Raw genomic sequence first — 15,893 nt, forward strand, 5'->3', positions numbered from 1 at the left:
ATCCATTCCATGAAGCATCTGGACGACGTGCCGCCGCGCCGCGGCCTCGTCATCTTCCTCAACGGCACATCCAGTTCGGGCAAGTCGAGCATCGCTACCGAACTGCTGCGGACTCTCGAAGAGCCGTGCTTCCACATGCCCGTCGACGCCTTCCACGCGATGCGCTCGCGGACCCCCGTCCCGCAGGACCAGCTCGCCACCGTCCTCCACCGCACCTGGCAGGGCTTTCACCGCGCGGTCGCGGGCATGGCCGCCGCCGGCAACAACGTCGTCGTCGACCACGTACTGAGCGCCGAGTGGCGTCTCAGGGACTGCCTGTCGCTCTTCGTGCCGCAGGACGTCGTCCTCGTCAAGGTGCACTGCCATCCGGCGGAACTGGAGCGCCGGGAGCGCGAGCGCGGCGACCGGCCGCCCGGCCTCGCCGCGGGCCAGCTCGCGCGCGTGCACGCTCATGGTGTCTACGACCTGGAGTGCGACACCGGCCGCAGCACACCGCAGGAATGCGCCCGCCGCATCAAGGAGTTCCTGGCCCGCAGGCCCAGCCCCACCGCTTTCGAACAGCTGCGACGATCACCGTCTCACTAGGCCCTGTCCGGCGGATCAGGCCAGACGCAGGTCGATCCAGGGCGCTCGTAGAGCCGCGTGCCGAGGCCGCGGCGGCGGTGCTCAGGCAGAACGCGGGCTATTACCGTGGCGGTGGCGCGGTTGTCCTTGGTGGGCGGGCGCACGGTGGTGCAGCCGATCAGGACGTCGCCGAGGTAGGCGACCTCCAGGCGGTTACGACCCGTGCGGGCGCGGACGTCGTCGAGCGACAGAATCAGATTGTGGGCGTACTGCCAATCGCGGATCGAGGCATCGTCGTCCACCGCGTGGATACGAAGGTCATTCATCGGCCTGGCAAATCGGTGTCCGCCGTGACGCGTCAACCGGCCATGCTGTGCAGGGAAGTGCAGGTCAGAGCTGCGGGAGGCGGGTCAGCTCAGGTGAGGAGTTTCGCGAGCTGGGCCATCTCGGCGGGCGGGTCGATCACCGGCTGGATGAGGAGTTCGTCGACGCCGGCCTGTTCCAGGGTGGTGATGCGGGCGAGGAGGTCGTCGCGGGTGCCGACCAGGGCCAGGGTGTTCATCAGCGAGGGCAGAATCAGGTCCCGGTCCTGCGGTGCGATGCGTCCGAGGTAGTTGGGGTAGAGCTTTGTGTGCCGGTCCGGCGCGGTGGGGGTAGTGCCGCGCCGGTCGAGGAGCCGCCGCACCGCCTCGCGTTCCTCGGGGCCGAGTTGCTCGGCGAGGGCGGGGGTGTCGGCGGCTGTGTCGGCGGCGAAGGCCAGCAGCGACAGGACGAGGTGGCCCGTCGCGTCCCGGGCCGCGTCGCCGTGGGGGTCCTCGTCCTCGTCGAGCAGGTGGAGCGCGGTGACGACGTAGGAGTCCGCCCGGGAGTCCATGTGGGAGTGGGGGTCGCGGGGTGTGCCCTGGGCGGCGTGGCGGCGGGTGTCGTGCAGCGCGTGCCAGGCGGTGGGGTCCAGCAGGCCGAAGGAGATGAGGCCGGTGCCGCGGCGGCCGGCGACGGTGGCGGCCTTCGGTCCGAGCAGCGCGGCCACGACGAACTCGATCGGGTCGGCGGTGTTCACGTGCGCCCCGGCGTGCAGGAACCGGATGTCGCGGACCCGGTCACCTTCGCGGTACTGGGTCGAGCGTCCGGCGCACAGGTCCTGCAGTGCGGCGGTGAAGTTCTCCAGCCTGGCCGCCGTGGTCGGCCGCATGCCCAGGGTGCGCCGGGCGGTGTTTCCGGTGCCGACTCCGCAGATGATCCGGCCCGGTGCCAGGGCGTTGAGGCTGGCGAGCCCGCTCGCGGCGGCCGGGGCCGAGCGCAGCGCCGGTGAGGTCACGCCGATGCCGAGCCTGATGCGGCTGGTGGCCTTCGCACACAGGCTCAGGGCGACGAAGGGGTCGCCGTGGACCATCGGGGTGTCGTTGACCCAGAAGCTGTGCAGGCCCAACTCCTCGGCCCGCACGGCGAGGTCCTCCACACCGGGCTGGGCGGCGACTACGACGCCTGTACGCATCCGAACCTCCAAGGTGTGAGGATCGACTCGAACCTGCTCAGCATGGCAGGTCCTGGCTAGCTGGCGCGGCCTGAGCCACCTCAACTGATCTACAGCGATTGACAATTACTCCGTCGGCGGTGGCGCTACGCTCCTGTGCCGTGCAGAAGACGCGTCTCGACACTGCTCGGATCCGGGCGGCGCGCCCGGTGATCGACCCGGTCTTCCTCGACACTCCGCTGTACCGCTGCGAGGCGCTGGAACCCGACCTCGGGTGCGCGGTGAGCATCAAGCTCGAAACGGCGAACCCGGTCCGCAGCTTCAAGGCCCGCGGCACCGAGGTGGTCGCGAGCCTGCTCGCCGAGCATGGCTCGCGAGCCGCGGTGTGCGCCAGCGCGGGCAACCTCGGCCAAGCCCTCGCCTGGTCCGGTCGCGGCCGTGGGCTCGACGTCACCGTCGTGGCATCCCGCTTTGCGACTGCGGCCAAGCTTGATCGCATCCGCGCACTGGACGCCAGGCTGGAACTGGTGGACGGCGACCACGAGATGGCCCGCGAGCGGGCGGCGGCGATCGCGCGGTACCACGGCATCCGGCTGCTCGAAGACAGCCTGGACATCGAGACCTGCGAGGGCGCGGCGACCATAGGCCTGGAACTGGTCGACACCGCGCCGTCGTTCGACACCGTCCTGATTGCCCTCGGCGGCGGGGCGCTGGCCACCGGCGTGGGTCATGTGGTGAAGGCCTTGGCGCCCGAAGTCGAGGTGATCTGCATCCAGCCGCTGGGAGCGCCGGCGATGACTCACTCCTGGCGCCGACGACGTGTCGTCACCACCGACTCGACCAGCACCATTGCCGACGGCGTCGCCGGCCGGCGTCCCATCCCGGCCGTCCTGGACGACCTCCTCCTGGTCGCCGACGACGCCGTCCTGGTCCAGGAGGCGTCGATCATCGCCGGTATGCGGATGCTCCTCGACCATGCCGGCCTCGTCGTCGAACCGTCGGCCGCGCTCGGCATCGCGGCGATCCTCGAAGACCGTGACCGGTTCGCCGGTCGACACATAGTCACCATCGTGTGCGGCAGCAACGTCGACATGGACGCCTATCACCGCTGGGTCGGTGCGGCTCCCACCCACAGCGCTTGACTCGGTCGCTCTGATCGTTCCTGGGAACGGCCTCGCCGCCGACACCACTGTTCCACCGAATATCGCCGTACGCCCTCTTGGCTCCGTCCGTCACATGCCCAACACTGAGCCGATGACGCAGCGTGTAGAACTGGCCACCCTCAGGGACCGGCTGGCAGTCGATGGAGTGATCACGGACTACGCGGTCGCCGTGGACGACGGCGACTGGCAGGCGTACCGGAGCCTGTTCACCCAGGACGGGCGCGCGGACTACCGCTCGGCCGGCGGGATCGAGGGGGACGCCGGCAGTATCGCCGCGTGGCTGGCGGAGAGCCTGCGGGTGTTCTCGATGCGCCAGCACCTCATCGTCAACCGCCGGGTGCACTTCGGGGTCCTGGATCAGGACACCGGCGACACGGCCAGGGTGCAGGCCGACTACGTCAATCCGATGCGGTTCGCGGCGGACGGCGAAGGCTCCTCGGCCCCCGACTTCGTGTGCGGCGGACGGTACGCCTTCGGGCTGCTGCGGACGGACGACGGCTGGCGGCTGCGCGAGGTCGTCGTCCAGGAGAAATGGCGCCGTCTGCCCGAGCGGACCGCGCCCGCGGTGATCGACTGAGCGGACGCCCACTGTCCCACTGTCAGTGCCTGTGAGCACACTGGAAGGACCACGAGGTGGGTAGGGAGGGCGCATGAAGACGATCAGCGACTGGCTCGCCTCACCCTGGCGGCGCTCCACTGCCGCAGTGCTGGCCGGAGCGCTGCCCGTGCTCGCCTTCCCGCAGCCGTCGCTGTGGTGGTTCGCGTATGTCGCGCTGGTCCCGTGGATCGCCCTGATCCGCACCGCGCCGACCGGGAAGCGGGCGTTGTACGACGGCTGGTGGGGCGGGTTCGGCTTCATGCTGGCGATGCACCACTGGCTGCTGCCCAACCTGCATGTCTTCACGTTCGTCATCTCCGCCCTGCTCGGTGCGCTGTGGGCGCCCTGGGGCTGGCTGGTGCGCCGCTTCCTGGCCCCGTCGAGCCCCTCCCCCGGCCGGGTGGCGGCGGCGCTCGTCGTCCTGCCGTCCGGCTGGCTGATGGTCGAGCTGGTCCGCTCCTGGCAGGGCCTCGGCGGCCCGTGGGGGGTGCTGGGCTCCAGCCAGTGGCAGGTGGAGCCCGCGCTGCGGCTCGCCTCGGTGGGCGGGGTGTGGCTGATCAGCTTCCTGGTGGTGACCGTGAACGTCGCGGTCGCCGTGCTGGTGACGGTGCGCGCCTCCCGGGTCCCCGCGGTGGCCGGTCTCACCGCCACGGCCGTGGCAACCTCCGCCGCCTGGGTGTGGTCCCCGCGGCCCGACGTCCAGGAGCGCGTCCGGATAGCCGTCGTACAGCCCGGGGTCATCCAGGGCGGCCCGGACGGTCCCGACCGGCGTTTCGACCGCGAGGAGCAGCTCACCCGCGAGCTGGCCGGCGAGGATGTCGACCTGATCGTGTGGGGTGAGAGCAGCGTCGGCTTCGACCTCGGCGAGCGGCCCGACCTCGCCCGGCGGCTCGCGGCACTCTCGCGGGAGACCGGGGTGAACATCCTGGTCAACGTGGACGCGCGGCGCTCCGACAAGCCCGGCATCTACAAGAGCTCCATCCTCATCGGCCCGAACGGCCCGACGGGCGCCCGCTACGACAAGATGCGGTTGGTCCCCTTCGGGGAGTACATACCGATGCGCTCGATGCTGGGCTGGGCGACATCCGTGGGCAGGGCGGCCGACGAGGACCGCAGGCGCGGCACGCAGCAGGTCGTGATGGACGCCGGGCACGGGCTGCGCGTCGGCCCGATGGTCTGCTTCGAGTCGGCCTTCTCCGACATGAGCCGCAACCTCGCGGACGACGGCGCCGAGGTGCTGATCGCCCAGTCGGCGACGTCGACGTTCCAGCAGAGCTGGGCCCCGGAGCAGCATGCCTCGCTGGCCGCGCTGCGCGCCGCCGAGACGGGCCGGCCGATGGTGCACGCGACGCTGACCGGCGTCTCCGCCGTGTACGGCCCGAGCGGCCAGCGCATAGGTGCCTGGCTGGGGACGAGCGCGAGCACCAGCGCGGTCTACGAGGTGCCGCTGTCCGGCGGCGTCACGCCGTACGTCCGCTTCGGCGACTGGGTGGCGCACGCGGCGCTGCTGATCATGGCCGCCTGGTGCGCGGGCGAGGGCATCCGGACGCTACGGCCCCGGTTCAGGCGGCCCGCTCCTGAACCGCACGTACCACCCGTTCGCACAACTCATGAGTGGCCAGCGCGTCCCGGGCGCTGAGCACCTTGCCCGCGCGCACGGCGTCGAGGAAGGCGAGCACCGCCTGCTCGATGCCGCGCTGGCGGGCCACCGGCACCCAGTCCCCGCGCCGCCGCACGGTCGGCTGGCCCTTGTGGTCGACGACCTCGGCGAGGTTGAGGACCTGACGCTTGGTGTCCTGCCCGGACACCTCCAGGATCTCCTCGGCGGAGCCGCTGAGCCGGTTCATCACACCGAGCGCGGTGAACCCCTCACCGGCCAGTTGCAGCACGAGGTGGTGCAGCAGTCCGCCCTGCACCCGGGCGCGCACCGTCACGTCGTCGATCGGGCCGGGCACCAGGAAGCGCAGGGTGTCCACGACGTGGATGAAGTCGTCCAGGATCATCGTGCGCGGCTCTTCGGGCAGCCCGATGCGGTTCTTCTGCATCAGGATGAGCTCGCGCGGATGGTCGGCGCACTGCGCGTAGCCCGGGGCGTAGCGCCGGTTGAAGCCGACGGCGAGGCTCACGGTGTGCTTCTCGGCGAGCGCCACCAGGCGCTCGGAGTCTTCGAGGCGGTAGGCGAGCGGCTTGTCGACGTACGTCGGCACGCCCGCCTCCAGCAGCCGCGTCACGATCTCCGGGTGCGCGCCGGTGGGTGCGTGCACGAAGGCGGCGTCGAGGTCCTGGGCGAGGAGCGAGTCGAGGTCCTCGTGGCGCTGCGCGGCCGGGAGGTGGAGGCCGTCGGCGACCCGGGCGAGCGTGGCGGGCGTACGGGTCTGCAGATGCAGTTCGACCCCGGGCCGGCCGCCGAGCACCGGCAGGTATGCCTTCTGCGCGATGTCACCGAGTCCGATACAGCCGACCTTCACGGGGATGTCTCCTCTAGCGGTTGCCGGCCGGTCCAGCGGTTGCCTGCCGGGTCTTTCCGGCAGCATACGGCGCCTGTGGCGGCCGCCAGTCGGCGATGCCGTCGAAGCCCCGCAGGAACAGCAGCGGCGCCGCCTTGGACACCGCGGCCAGCGCCGTGTTGCGTACGGCGATCCCGGCGCGGCCGGTCATCATGTTCAGCCGGCCGATCCTGACGGCCTGGCGGGCGATGGCGGTCGTACGCGGAAGGCGGGCCGCGGTGTAGGCGCCGAGGTCGTCGCCGTGGTGTGCCAGGACGACCGCGTCCTCGATGGCCTGGTTGCCGCCCTGTCCCAGCGTCGGCGGCATGGCGTGCGCGGCGTCCCCGACCAGGGCGACCCGGCCGCGGTGGTAGGAGGGCAGCGGGTCGGCGATGTGGTGGACGTCGTGGCGCAGGACGTCCTCGGGGCGGGCGGCGGCGAGGATCGCGGGGATCGGGTCGTGCCAGTCGCCGTAGCGGCGCAGCAGTTCGGCCTTCTCGTCGTCCGGGGCGCGCTGCGCGGCGGGCGTGACAGCCGCCGCGTACGCGTAGACGCGGCCGTCCTTGAGCGGGTGCGAGCCCCAGATGCGGCCCCTGCCCCAGGTCTCGTGCGAGGCGAAATCCGCGCCCGGCACGGGAATCACGACTCGCCAGGTCGTGAACCCTGAGTAGACGGTGCCGGGGTGCTCCGGGAACAGCGCCTGCCGTACGGCGGACTGGATGCCGTCGGCGGCCACCACGAGGTCGGCCTCCAGGTCGCCGTCCGGCGTGCTCACCCGGGCCGGCCGGTCGGCGTCGCCCGGGTCGGCGAGGCTCGCGGCGATGCCGGTACGGACAGCCCCGGACGGGAGCCGCGCGACGAGGCTGTTGATGAGGGTGGCCCGGTGCAGCAGGACCAGGGGCCCGCCGAAGCGCGCGGCCACGGCCTCGGCGTCCGTGCGGGAGAGCCAGCGACCGGACGGGGTGCGCAGCCCTCCGTCGCCCTGCCAGGCGGCGAGGTCGCGGATCTCGTCGCCGACCCCGATGACGTCCAGCGCGCGCAGGGAGTTGGGCGCGAGGGAGATGCCGGAGCCGACCGGCTCCAGGGACGGGGCCCGCTCCAGCACGGTGACGTCCCAGCCGCCGATGCGCAGCGCTGCCGCCGCGGTCAGGCCTCCGATGCCGCCGCCGATGACGACGGCCCGCCTCGACTGTGCCATGGCTCCTCCTGAGCTGACTACAGGTGTAGTTCCTCCAGGCGCCGACTGTACTACAGGCGTAGTGCGAGGGGTAGGTTGATCTCCATGTCCGAACGCACCACGGGCGCCTCGCGCGCCGACCTCGTCGCCGACACCGCCCTCGCGCTGCTCGCCGAGCGCGGGATGCGCGGGCTCACGCACCGGGCGGTCGACGAGGCGGCCGGACTGCCGCAGGGCTCCACGTCGAACGTGGCGCGCACCCGGCAGGCGCTGCTGGAGCTGACGGTGCGCCGGCTCGCGGACCGCGAGGCGAAGGTCCTGGCGCTGGAGGAGCTGCCGGATCCGCGCGGCGGCCTCGACTCGCTGGTCGACGGGCTGGCGCTGGCGACGCACCGCGCCCTGACCCGCCACCGCGAACTGACCCTCGCCCGCTACGAACTGGCCCTGGAGGCCACGCGCCGACCCGAGCTGCGCGCCTACTTCGACGCGACCGGCGCCCGCTTCCGCGACCAGCTCACCGCGCTGGTGACCGCGATGGGCTCGACGGCCCCGGCCCGGCACGCGCTGTCCCTGGTCGCCTGGGCGGACGGGCTGATGTTCAGCTGCGTGGCCGGGTCCTTCAGCGCGCAGGTGCCGAGCCTGGAGGAAGTGCGGTCGGGGCTGCGCGAGTTGCTCGACGGGATGTTCGGGCAGTGAGCCCGGCGACGTTCAGTCATCAGTGAAACTGCTGGTGAGGGCAGGGAAGTTGAGCCAGGATGCAGGCATGACGATCGAACGCCATGAGCCCGCCACCACCGCCGACGAGCGCACCATGCTGGAGGGCTGGCTGGACTACCACCGGCAGACCCTCGGGTGGAAGTGCGAAGGCCTGACCGACACCCAGCTCAGGACCGCCTCGGTGGAGCCGTCCGAGCTGACGCTGCTGGGGCTGGTGCGGCACATGGCGGAGGTGGAGCGGTTCTGGTTCCACGAGGTTCTCCTGGACGAGGACCTCGGAGTGCTCTACTGCAGCGAAGAGGACCCCGACGGCGACTTCCACTTCACCGAGGACGACACCTGGAAGGAGGCGTACACCACCTGGCAGTCGGAGGTGGACAACGCCCGTCGCAACACGGCCGGCCTCGGCTTGGACGACCTCTCCAAGGGCCGGAGCCGATCCGGCGAATCCTTCAACCTGCGCTGGATCATCACCCACATGATCGAGGAGTACGCCCGTCACAACGGCCACGCCGACCTGATCCGCGAACGGATCGACGGCGCCACGGGCGACTGACGTCAGCCCGGACGGTCCGGCGCCGCCCGTACGGGGACGGAGATCACCCGTGTGGATCAACCTCTGCTTGTCCACTGTCCAGGCGGCAGCCCGACCCAGCAGAGTTGCGCGGGTGCATCGAACGACGACCACCGCAACGCTCCTGGTCACCGTGGCCGTCTCGGCCCTCGGCGGCTGTACGACGGTTCAGCACCCGCCGGTTTCGGGGGCGCCGTCGGCACCGTCCCGGCCGCCGGTGCCCCGGCCGGGCGCCCATACGGACCCGAAGGTCGTGCAGGCGCCGGCCCGCGAGGCCCTGACTCTCGCCGACCCGTCCCGGAGCCCCGACGCCACGCCGTCCGCCGCACACCCCGCGTCCCCCACGCCCCCATCACCGGCGCGGCCCGCCCCCCGGTCCCCGCACTCGCACCCCCGCCAGGAGCACCACGAGCCCGGTCGCCCGCACTCCGCCCCGCAGGGCCCGAAACAGCCGCCCGTGCCGGACGTGTCCGAGACTCTGCCCAAGGAGGTCCAGGGCAACGGGGACATCTGCGCGCTGGGCAAGAAGTACGGCGGCTGGAGGCCGGACAGCCCGGAGTCGCGGATCTGCGAGCAGACGTACGGGCAGTGAGGGTGCCTCGGGCCCCCGCCCCTACACGCCCTCCCCGAGCCGCCCCTCCCACCGCAGGATCTCCGCCCGCACCCCGTCCCCGTAGCTGTCGTCCCCCAGCACCCCGGCCGCTCCCCGTGCCCGCCGCAGATGGACGATGGCTGCCTCCGTGCGGTCGAGCTTCACGTAGTCGGCCGCCAGGTTCAGGTGCAGCGAGGGATACAGGGCCCGTACGGCGACCGCACCGCCGGCCCCCTCCGCCTCCGTCAACGCCCGCAGATCCCACGCCAGTTCATCCGTGGGGTCGTCATGGGTGTCGGCCAGATAGTGGGCCAGGGTGCACCGGTGCAGCGGGTCGCCGTCCTCGCCGAGCTCCGTCCACAGCTCCAGCAGGCGGCGCCGGGCCTCCTCGCGGTCCCCGGCGTGATGGAGCATCACGACCTGCCCGATCCGCGTCAGCACGGCGTCCGGCGCCGTCTGCTCCTGTCGCTCCGCCACCGCGTCCTCCGGCCCTCGTCGGCTGGTCCCACCCGACGCTAACCGGCCCCACCGGCATTCCCGGTCAGGCGGCTCCGTACGGCAAGGGGCCGGCCCGGCGAGCGAACCGGCCCGCGGGCGGATGTCAGCCCAGGTTCGGGACGCGCCAGTCGATCGGCTCGTGCCCCTGCTGGGCCACCGCCTCATTGATCTGGGTGAACGGGCGGGACCCGAAGAACTTCTTCGCGGACAGCGGCGAGGGGTGCGCACCCTTGACCACCACATGCCGCGTCTCGTCGATGAGCGGGAGCTTCTTCTGGGCGTAGTTGCCCCACAGCACGAACACGGCGGGGTCGGGCCGGCCGGCCACGGCCTTGATCACCGCGTCCGTGAACTTCTCCCAGCCCTTGCCCTTGTGCGAGTTCGCCTCGCCGGCGCGGACCGTCAGCACCGCGTTGAGCAGCAGGACGCCCTGCTCGGCCCACGGCATCAGATAGCCGTTGTCCGGGACGGGGTGGCCGAGCTCCTCCTGCATCTCCTTGTAGATGTTGCGCAGCGAGGGCGGCGTCCTGACGCCGGGACGGACCGAGAAGCACAGGCCGTGCCCCTGGCCCTCGCCGTGGTACGGGTCCTGGCCGAGGACCAGGACCTTCACCTGCTCGTACGGCGTCGCCTCCAGCGCGGCGAAGACCTCCTCGCGAGGCGGGTAGACGGGACCCTTCGCCCGCTCCTCCTCGACGAACTCCGTCAGCTCCTTGAAGTAGGGCTGCTGCAGCTCGTCACCCAGAACCCCGCGCCAGGACTCGGGCAGCATGGCGATGTCGGTCACGTCAACTTCCTCCGGTGTGCGCTCACTTCAGGGTCGCACCATGTGCGCCCCGCGGACGGCCGCGCCGGAGCGCGGCCCCCTTCCGAGCACAGAACCTACAGGCGCCCACTGACAATCGCGCTACCAGCTGGTCTTCCGGGACAGCGTCCACATCGTCATCATCGTCGCGGGGTCGATGGACTGCTCCGCGCCGGAGATCTCCTCGCTCGCGGCCACGAACTGCTTGCCCTGCCACAGCGGCAGAAGTCGCGCGTCTTCCACGACGATCTGCTGGGCCTCCTCGAACTCCTTGGCCACGGCGCCACGGTCGCTCTTGCGGCGCGACTCGGGCAGCAGCGTCTCGGTGATCTTGGGCGCCAGGTAGGGAGTGCCGAGTGCGTTCTCCTGGCCCACGAAGGGCGCGACGAAGTTGTCGGCGTCGGCGAAGTCAGGGAACCAGCCACGCCCGAACACCGGGTATTCACCGTTCTGGTAGCCCTGCACGTACGTCTTCCAGGGGCGGCTCTTGAGGGTGACGGTGAACAGTCCGGACTCCTCCAGCTGCCGCTTCAGCTCCTCGAACGCGGGCTTGGTCTGCGAGCCGTAACGGTCGCTGGTGTACCAGAGCTGGAGCGGGACCGGATCGGTGATGCCCGCCTCGGTGAGGATCTTCTCGGCCTTGTCGGGGTTGGGGTTCCCGAAGCTGTCGAAGAAGCTCGTGGTGTGGCCGACCAGACCCCGGGGGATCATGGAGTACAGCGGTTCGACGGTGTCCTTGTAGATCTTGTGGGCGAGCAACGGTCGGTCGATGACCTGGGCGATCGCCTTGCGGACCTCGGGCCTCTTGGCCCATGGGTCCTTGGGGTTGAACACCAGGTAACTGATCTCGGTCGTGGAGTTCTCGATGAGCTGGAGCCCCTCGTCCTTGCCCTTCACCTGGATGTCCACGGTTTCGGAGGCGGGCAGTCCGCGGTAGATGACGTCGATCTGCTTGTCCTTCAGGGCGTCGACCATGTCGGACGACTGCTTGAAGTAGCGGATGGTGACGCCGTTGTTCTTGCGGTCCGCGATTCCGTTGTAGTTGTCGTTGCTGACGAGCTCGGCCCGCTCGCCGTCCTCGTAGGAGGAGAGGCTGTACGGCCCCGAGCCACCGATCTTTCCGTCCTCGCGGAGCTTGTCCGCGGCGTACTCGTCGGGGTTCACGATGGACATCGCGGGCGTGGACAGTACGAACGGGAAGGTGGCGTCGGGCTCGTTGAGGTGGAAGACGACCTCGCGGTCGCCCTTCACCTGGACCCGGGAGAGGCTCCCCAGCAGTCCCACAGGGCCACCGTTGACCTTGATCTTCTTGACCCGGTCGATGGAGTACTTGACGGCCTGAGCGTCCAGGTCCCGTCCGTCGGAGAACTTCAGACCCTCGCGCAGCGTGCAGCTGTACACCGTGGTCGAGGTGTCCGTGAACCTGCAGCTCTCGGCAGCGTCGGGCTCGGGCTCGGACGCGCCGGGGCTGTAGTTCAACAGGGTCTGGAAGACATTGCGGAACAGCTCCCAGGAACTGTCCCAGGCGGCCGCCGGATCCAGCGTGCTCGGGGCACTGGTGGTCCCCACAACGATCGGACTCTCACTTTCGGACGAGTCAGAGGAGAAGACACCACAACCGGCGACCATGCCTATGGCCGTGACCGCCGCCAGCTGGCGGAGGTATCTGTCCCGCTTGAACACGCGCACCATCCTCGATCGGGCATATCACAAGGGTGGCCAGACCATACCGCAGTGTTCGGCCGCTTGGACCTCCGCCCTGGCAGGCCCTTGATCAGCGGGTATGTCGGTGGCAGGAAACAACGGCGCTCTTCCTGTTTACGCCCCCACGAGGTGGGCGCCCGCGCGTTCGTCGACCTCGCCGCGCGGGCGCCCACCGCCGTCGTCAGCCGACGCCGGCGTTGAGGAAGATGCCGCCGTCGACGACGAGCGTCTGCCCGGTGACCCAGTCGGACTGGTCCGAGGTGAGGAACGCGGCGGCGCCGCCGATGTCGGAGGGCACGCCGAGCCGGGCCAGCGGGTAGGCCGCGGCGGCCTCCTCCTCCCGGCCCTCGTACAGGGCCTGCGCGAACTTGGTCTTCACCACGGCCGGCGCGATGGCGTTGACCCGCACCTTGGGCGCGAACTCGTGCGCCATCTGCTGGGTGAGGTTGATCATCGCGGCCTTGCTGACGCCGTAGGCGGCGATGAACGGCGAGGGCGCGATGCCGGCGACGGAGGCGATGTTGACGATCGCGCCACCGTTGTCCTTCTGCCAGGCGTGCCAGGTCTTCTGCGCGAAGCCGAGCGCCGAGATCACGTTGGTCTCGAAGACCTTGCGGGCGACGCCCAGGTCGAGATCGGCGAGCGGCCCGAACACCGGGTTGGTCCCGGCGTTGTTGACCAGGAAGTCGACCCGGCCGAAGGCCTCCATGGCGCGCTCGACGGCGACGGCCTGGTGGGCCTCGTCGTGCGCCTTGCCGGCCACGTAGATGGCGCGCTCGGCGCCGAGCTGCTCGACGGCCTCCTTGAGGGCGTCCTCGCCCCGGCCGGTGATGACGACCCGGTCGCCGCGGGCGACGAGCGCCTCGGCGACGCCGTAGCCGATGCCGCGGCTGGCGCCCGTGACGAGGGCGACCTTGCCGGAGAGTTCAGGCAGTGCAGTCATGTCCGTGTCTCCCTGAGCCCTAGTCGAGCGGTCCGCCGGCGACGTACAGCACCTGGCCGGAGACGAACCCGGCCGCCTCGCCGGTGAAGAAGGCGATGGCGTTGGCGATGTCCTCGGGCTCGCCGACGCGCGCGACCGGGATCTGGGTGGCGGCGGCGGCCTTGAAGTCCTCGAAGCCCATGCCGACGCGGTCGGCGGTGGCCTTGGTCATCTCGGTGGCGATGAAGCCGGGGGCGACGGAGTTGGCGGTGACGCCGAACTTGCCGAGCTCCTTGGCGAGGGTCTTGGTGAAGCCCTGCAGGCCGGCCTTGGCGGCGGAGTAGTTGACCTGGCCGCGGTTGCCGAGCGCGGAGGACGAGGAGAGGTTGACGATCCGGCCGAAGCCCGCGTCCACCATGTGCTTCTGGCAGGCCTTGGACATCAGGAAGGCGCCGCGCAGGTGGACGTTCATGACGGTGTCCCAGTCGGAGACGCTCATCTTGAACAGCAGGTTGTCGCGCAGCACGCCGGCGTTGTTGACCAGGATCGTCGGGGCACCGAGCTCCTCGGCGATCCGCGCGACGGCGGCCTCGACCTGGGCCTCGTCGGAGACGTCACAGCCGACCGCGATGGCCTTGCCACCGGCCGCGGTGATCTTCTCCACGGTGTCCTTGCAGGCGGCCTCGTCGAGGTCGATCACGGCGACCGCGCGGCCCTCGGCGGCCAGTCGTACGGCGGTGGCGGCGCCGATGCCGCGCGCTGCGCCGGTGACGACGGCGACCCGCTGCTCAGTGGTGGACATGAGTGACTCTCCTCGAATGAGCGACCGCTTAGTACCTTCGATGCACGTGACGCTAGAAGTCCTGGCACGCGGTGTCAACGGTGACCGCACGCATGTGATCCATTACCTGACCCGTCACTTCACCAACACCTCCAGCAGCCGTTCCGCCTCGGCCGCCGGATCGGAGGTGAGCCCGGTATGCACGGGCCCCGGCTGGACGACCGTGGAGCGGGGCGCGATGAGCCAGCGAAAGCGCCGCCCGGCGTCGTCGCCGGCCGCCTGCCCGGCCGCCTCGCTGCCGCCGCAGACGCGCTCGACGGCCCCGAGGGCGGCCCGGATACCGGCCACGTCCGCGTCCGGGTCGAGGGCGAGCAGCCGCGCCTCGTCGAGATGGGTGCGGGCGCCGACGTAGCCCTGTGGCCGGCAGTACACCAGCACGCCCGCGTTGATGCACTCGCCGCGTTCGACGCGGGGGACGACGCGCAGGAGGGCGTACTCGAAGACGTCCCGGTCGTTCCTCTCGCCGCCCCGGATGATGTGGCGTTCGACCACATGGCCGGCCATGTGAATGTGGCGCTCGCTCACTTGGTCTCCTCGATTCCGGTGACGCGCTCGTGGATGACGGCAGCCCGGGCCAGCAGCGGTCTCGCATAGGCCCGCCGGAGGTCGTCCGGGGTGTCGAAGCCGGGCTCCGCGGCCAGCCAGGCGTCCGGGATCTCGGCGGTCACCTCGGCGAGCAGGTCCTCGGTGACCAGCGGCGCCAACTCGGCGGCGGCGCCGAGCACATCGGGCGCGAAGGAGGCGAGGGCGTGGTCGGAGGCGTCGTACGCGCGCTCCGCCGAGGCCTGTGCCCCGGGCCAGTTGTGGTGCCAGATCATGGTCGCGCCGTGGTCGATGAGCCACAGATCGCGGTGCCACATGAGCAGGTTGGGGTTGCGCCAGGACCGGTCGACGTTGTTCACCAGGGCGTCGAACCAGACGATCCGGCCGGCTTCCTCGGCGCTCACCTCGAAGGCGAGCGGGTCGAAGCCGAGCGCGCCGGAGAGGAAGTCCATCCCGAGGTTGGTGCCGCCGCTGGACCTGAGCAGGTCCTGCACCTGCTGGTCGGGTTCGCCGAGCCCCAGCACCGGGTCGAGTTCGACCGTCACCAGCCGGGGCACCCTGAAGCCCAGCCTGCGGGCGAGTTCGCCGCAGACGATCTCGGCGATGAGCGTCTTGCGGCCCTGTCCGGCGCCGGTGAACTTCAGGACGTACGTCCCGAAGTCGTCGGCCTCGACGAGCCCCGGCAGCGAGCCGCCCTCACGCAGCGGCGTGATGTAGCGGGTCGCGGTGACTTCTTTCAGCATTTCCCAGGCAGCCTGTCTCTTCAGTCCTGTAATCCACGTCCGACCTGGCACGTGGGTCATTCGAGCAGCTGCGCCTGGTCGTAAGGGGCCTGCGCTTCGCCGATGGCAGGGGCCATCTCCTCTGCCCATCTCCGAATATCCTGCAGGACCGGGCACATGGTGCCGCCCAGGGCAGTGAGCTCGTACTCCACGCGAACCGGAACCTCAGCGAAGACCCGGCGGGCGATGAGTCCGTCCCGCTCCAGGCATCCTCCAGGGCACTGGTGATGAGCACGGTCCACCGGCTCGCCGGACGCTCAAGCGCCTCCCGCGTCGGCGTGCTCGCGCCGTAGATCTCCGTACCCCTCCCAGGTGCTCTGCTCATTCGGGCAGCCTACATCGATCCGACTTCAGCGATTTCGCCTGGCTTTCAATAGCCAACAGCGGCCCAGGGCGGTCACATAAAAGTGACTTGGTGACGTCAAAGATATCGCCCTCAAAAACTTGATGAAG

The 15,893-nt window shown here is 70.5% G+C and carries 18 protein-coding genes and 1 pseudogene; 7 read left to right on the forward strand and 12 right to left on the reverse strand.

The genetic code is table 11. From position 1 onward, the window contains the following. Positions 1 to 9 precede the first annotated feature (9 nt). On the forward strand, positions 10 to 585 hold the full coding sequence (locus tag OG254_RS08180) for a chloramphenicol phosphotransferase CPT family protein (RefSeq protein ID WP_405578931.1): 576 nt from the start codon (positions 10 to 12) through the stop codon (positions 583 to 585). Between the two features lie 41 nt (positions 586 to 626). Here OG254_RS08180 and OG254_RS08185 read toward each other — a convergent pair. Together OG254_RS08185 and OG254_RS08190 are read right to left on the reverse strand one after the other, a co-directional pair. Next, positions 627 to 890 (reverse strand): annotated as a pseudogene (locus OG254_RS08185) (GNAT family N-acetyltransferase); the annotation flags it as partial. Positions 891 to 979: 89 nt separating this feature from the next. Beyond that, the gene (locus OG254_RS08190) at positions 980 to 2,059 is read right to left on the reverse strand and encodes an LLM class flavin-dependent oxidoreductase (RefSeq protein WP_405578933.1); all 1,080 of its coding nucleotides are present in this window, start codon (positions 2,057 to 2,059) and stop codon (positions 980 to 982) included. Between the two features lie 140 nt (positions 2,060 to 2,199). On the opposite strand from OG254_RS08190, the gene OG254_RS08195 reads away from it, so the two are divergent. The 3 genes from OG254_RS08195 (at position 2,200) to lnt (ending at position 5,438) form a co-directional block, all read left to right on the forward strand. Next, on the forward strand, positions 2,200 to 3,180 hold the full coding sequence (locus tag OG254_RS08195) for a threonine/serine dehydratase (protein WP_405578935.1): 981 nt from the start codon (positions 2,200 to 2,202) through the stop codon (positions 3,178 to 3,180). A 112-nt stretch (positions 3,181 to 3,292) separates the two neighbouring features. Beyond that, positions 3,293 to 3,778, forward strand: a complete 486-nt coding sequence (locus tag OG254_RS08200; protein WP_405578937.1) for a nuclear transport factor 2 family protein — start codon at positions 3,293 to 3,295, stop codon at positions 3,776 to 3,778. A 73-nt stretch (positions 3,779 to 3,851) separates the two neighbouring features. Next, complete coding sequence (gene lnt, locus OG254_RS08205; RefSeq protein ID WP_405578940.1) at positions 3,852 to 5,438, forward strand: apolipoprotein N-acyltransferase; 1,587 nt, start codon at positions 3,852 to 3,854, stop codon at positions 5,436 to 5,438. Here the strand turns inward: lnt and OG254_RS08210 are convergent. Next, positions 5,362 to 6,267: a Gfo/Idh/MocA family protein gene (locus OG254_RS08210; RefSeq protein ID WP_405578943.1), complete on the reverse strand. Its 906-nt coding sequence runs from the start codon at positions 6,265 to 6,267 to the stop codon at positions 5,362 to 5,364. The two genes, lnt and OG254_RS08210, sit on opposite strands and share 77 nt — an antisense overlap. 13 nt (positions 6,268 to 6,280) lie before the next feature. Continuing rightward, the gene (locus OG254_RS08215; protein ID WP_405578946.1) at positions 6,281 to 7,483 is read right to left on the reverse strand and encodes an FAD-dependent monooxygenase; all 1,203 of its coding nucleotides are present in this window, start codon (positions 7,481 to 7,483) and stop codon (positions 6,281 to 6,283) included. 84 nt (positions 7,484 to 7,567) lie between these two features. On the opposite strand from OG254_RS08215, the gene OG254_RS08220 reads away from it, so the two are divergent. From OG254_RS08220 to OG254_RS08230, 3 genes are all read left to right on the forward strand, one after another. Then, the gene (locus tag OG254_RS08220; protein ID WP_351195719.1) at positions 7,568 to 8,158 is read left to right on the forward strand and encodes a TetR/AcrR family transcriptional regulator; all 591 of its coding nucleotides are present in this window, start codon (positions 7,568 to 7,570) and stop codon (positions 8,156 to 8,158) included. Positions 8,159 to 8,225: 67 nt separating this feature from the next. Continuing rightward, positions 8,226 to 8,735: a DinB family protein gene (locus tag OG254_RS08225; protein ID WP_405578948.1), complete on the forward strand. Its 510-nt coding sequence runs from the start codon at positions 8,226 to 8,228 to the stop codon at positions 8,733 to 8,735. A 112-nt stretch (positions 8,736 to 8,847) separates the two neighbouring features. Further along, positions 8,848 to 9,345 (forward strand): hypothetical protein, encoded by a 498-nt coding sequence (locus OG254_RS08230; protein ID WP_405578950.1) that lies wholly within the window; start codon positions 8,848 to 8,850, stop codon positions 9,343 to 9,345. Between the two features lie 21 nt (positions 9,346 to 9,366). Here OG254_RS08230 and OG254_RS08235 read toward each other — a convergent pair whose 3' ends face one another. From OG254_RS08235 to OG254_RS08270, 8 genes are all read right to left on the reverse strand, one after another. Beyond that, complete coding sequence (locus tag OG254_RS08235; RefSeq protein WP_405578952.1) at positions 9,367 to 9,822, reverse strand: hypothetical protein; 456 nt, start codon at positions 9,820 to 9,822, stop codon at positions 9,367 to 9,369. A gap of 124 nt (positions 9,823 to 9,946) precedes the next feature. After that, positions 9,947 to 10,630, reverse strand: coding sequence for a uracil-DNA glycosylase (locus OG254_RS08240; protein WP_351195725.1), 684 nt, complete (start codon positions 10,628 to 10,630; stop codon positions 9,947 to 9,949). A gap of 120 nt (positions 10,631 to 10,750) precedes the next feature. Further along, positions 10,751 to 12,331, reverse strand: a complete 1,581-nt coding sequence (locus tag OG254_RS08245; protein ID WP_405578955.1) for an ABC transporter substrate-binding protein — start codon at positions 12,329 to 12,331, stop codon at positions 10,751 to 10,753. Between the two features lie 202 nt (positions 12,332 to 12,533). Beyond that, the gene (locus OG254_RS08250; protein ID WP_351195728.1) at positions 12,534 to 13,295 is read right to left on the reverse strand and encodes an SDR family oxidoreductase; all 762 of its coding nucleotides are present in this window, start codon (positions 13,293 to 13,295) and stop codon (positions 12,534 to 12,536) included. Between the two features lie 19 nt (positions 13,296 to 13,314). Then, positions 13,315 to 14,076, reverse strand: a complete 762-nt coding sequence (gene fabG, locus OG254_RS08255) for a 3-oxoacyl-ACP reductase FabG (RefSeq protein ID WP_405578958.1) — start codon at positions 14,074 to 14,076, stop codon at positions 13,315 to 13,317. A 114-nt stretch (positions 14,077 to 14,190) separates the two neighbouring features. Continuing rightward, complete coding sequence (locus OG254_RS08260; protein WP_351195731.1) at positions 14,191 to 14,640, reverse strand: DUF3037 domain-containing protein; 450 nt, start codon at positions 14,638 to 14,640, stop codon at positions 14,191 to 14,193. Continuing rightward, complete coding sequence (locus tag OG254_RS08265; protein ID WP_405578961.1) at positions 14,637 to 15,401, reverse strand: HipA family kinase; 765 nt, start codon at positions 15,399 to 15,401, stop codon at positions 14,637 to 14,639. Before OG254_RS08265 ends, OG254_RS08260 begins: the two co-directional genes overlap by 4 nt. A gap of 56 nt (positions 15,402 to 15,457) precedes the next feature. Continuing rightward, entirely contained in the window at positions 15,458 to 15,592 is a 135-nt protein-coding gene (locus OG254_RS08270) for a hypothetical protein (RefSeq protein ID WP_405578964.1), read from the reverse strand. Positions 15,593 to 15,893: the final 301 nt, after the last annotated feature.

The sequence above is a fragment of the Streptomyces sp. NBC_01092 genome, from assembly GCF_045039535.1.
Taxonomy (GTDB): domain Bacteria; phylum Actinomycetota; class Actinomycetes; order Streptomycetales; family Streptomycetaceae; genus Streptomyces.

Bases quoted from the DNA above. Each gene is read 5' to 3' on its own strand.
- OG254_RS08215 (WP_405578946.1), bottom strand. From the start codon at position 7,483: ATGGCACAGTCGAGGCGGGCCGTCGTCATCGGCGGCGGCATCGGAGGC.
- OG254_RS08190 (WP_405578933.1), bottom strand. From the start codon at position 2,059: ATGCGTACAGGCGTCGTAGTCGCCGCCCAGCCCGGTGTGGAGGACCTC.
- OG254_RS08225 (WP_405578948.1), top strand. From the start codon at position 8,226: ATGACGATCGAACGCCATGAGCCCGCCACCACCGCCGACGAGCGCACC.
- OG254_RS08180 (WP_405578931.1), top strand. From the start codon at position 10: ATGAAGCATCTGGACGACGTGCCGCCGCGCCGCGGCCTCGTCATCTTC.
- OG254_RS08265 (WP_405578961.1), bottom strand. From the start codon at position 15,401: ATGCTGAAAGAAGTCACCGCGACCCGCTACATCACGCCGCTGCGTGAG.
- fabG (WP_405578958.1), bottom strand. From the start codon at position 14,076: ATGTCCACCACTGAGCAGCGGGTCGCCGTCGTCACCGGCGCAGCGCGC.
- lnt (WP_405578940.1), top strand. From the start codon at position 3,852: ATGAAGACGATCAGCGACTGGCTCGCCTCACCCTGGCGGCGCTCCACT.
- OG254_RS08200 (WP_405578937.1), top strand. From the start codon at position 3,293: ATGACGCAGCGTGTAGAACTGGCCACCCTCAGGGACCGGCTGGCAGTC.
- OG254_RS08250 (WP_351195728.1), bottom strand. From the start codon at position 13,295: ATGACTGCACTGCCTGAACTCTCCGGCAAGGTCGCCCTCGTCACGGGC.
- OG254_RS08220 (WP_351195719.1), top strand. From the start codon at position 7,568: ATGTCCGAACGCACCACGGGCGCCTCGCGCGCCGACCTCGTCGCCGAC.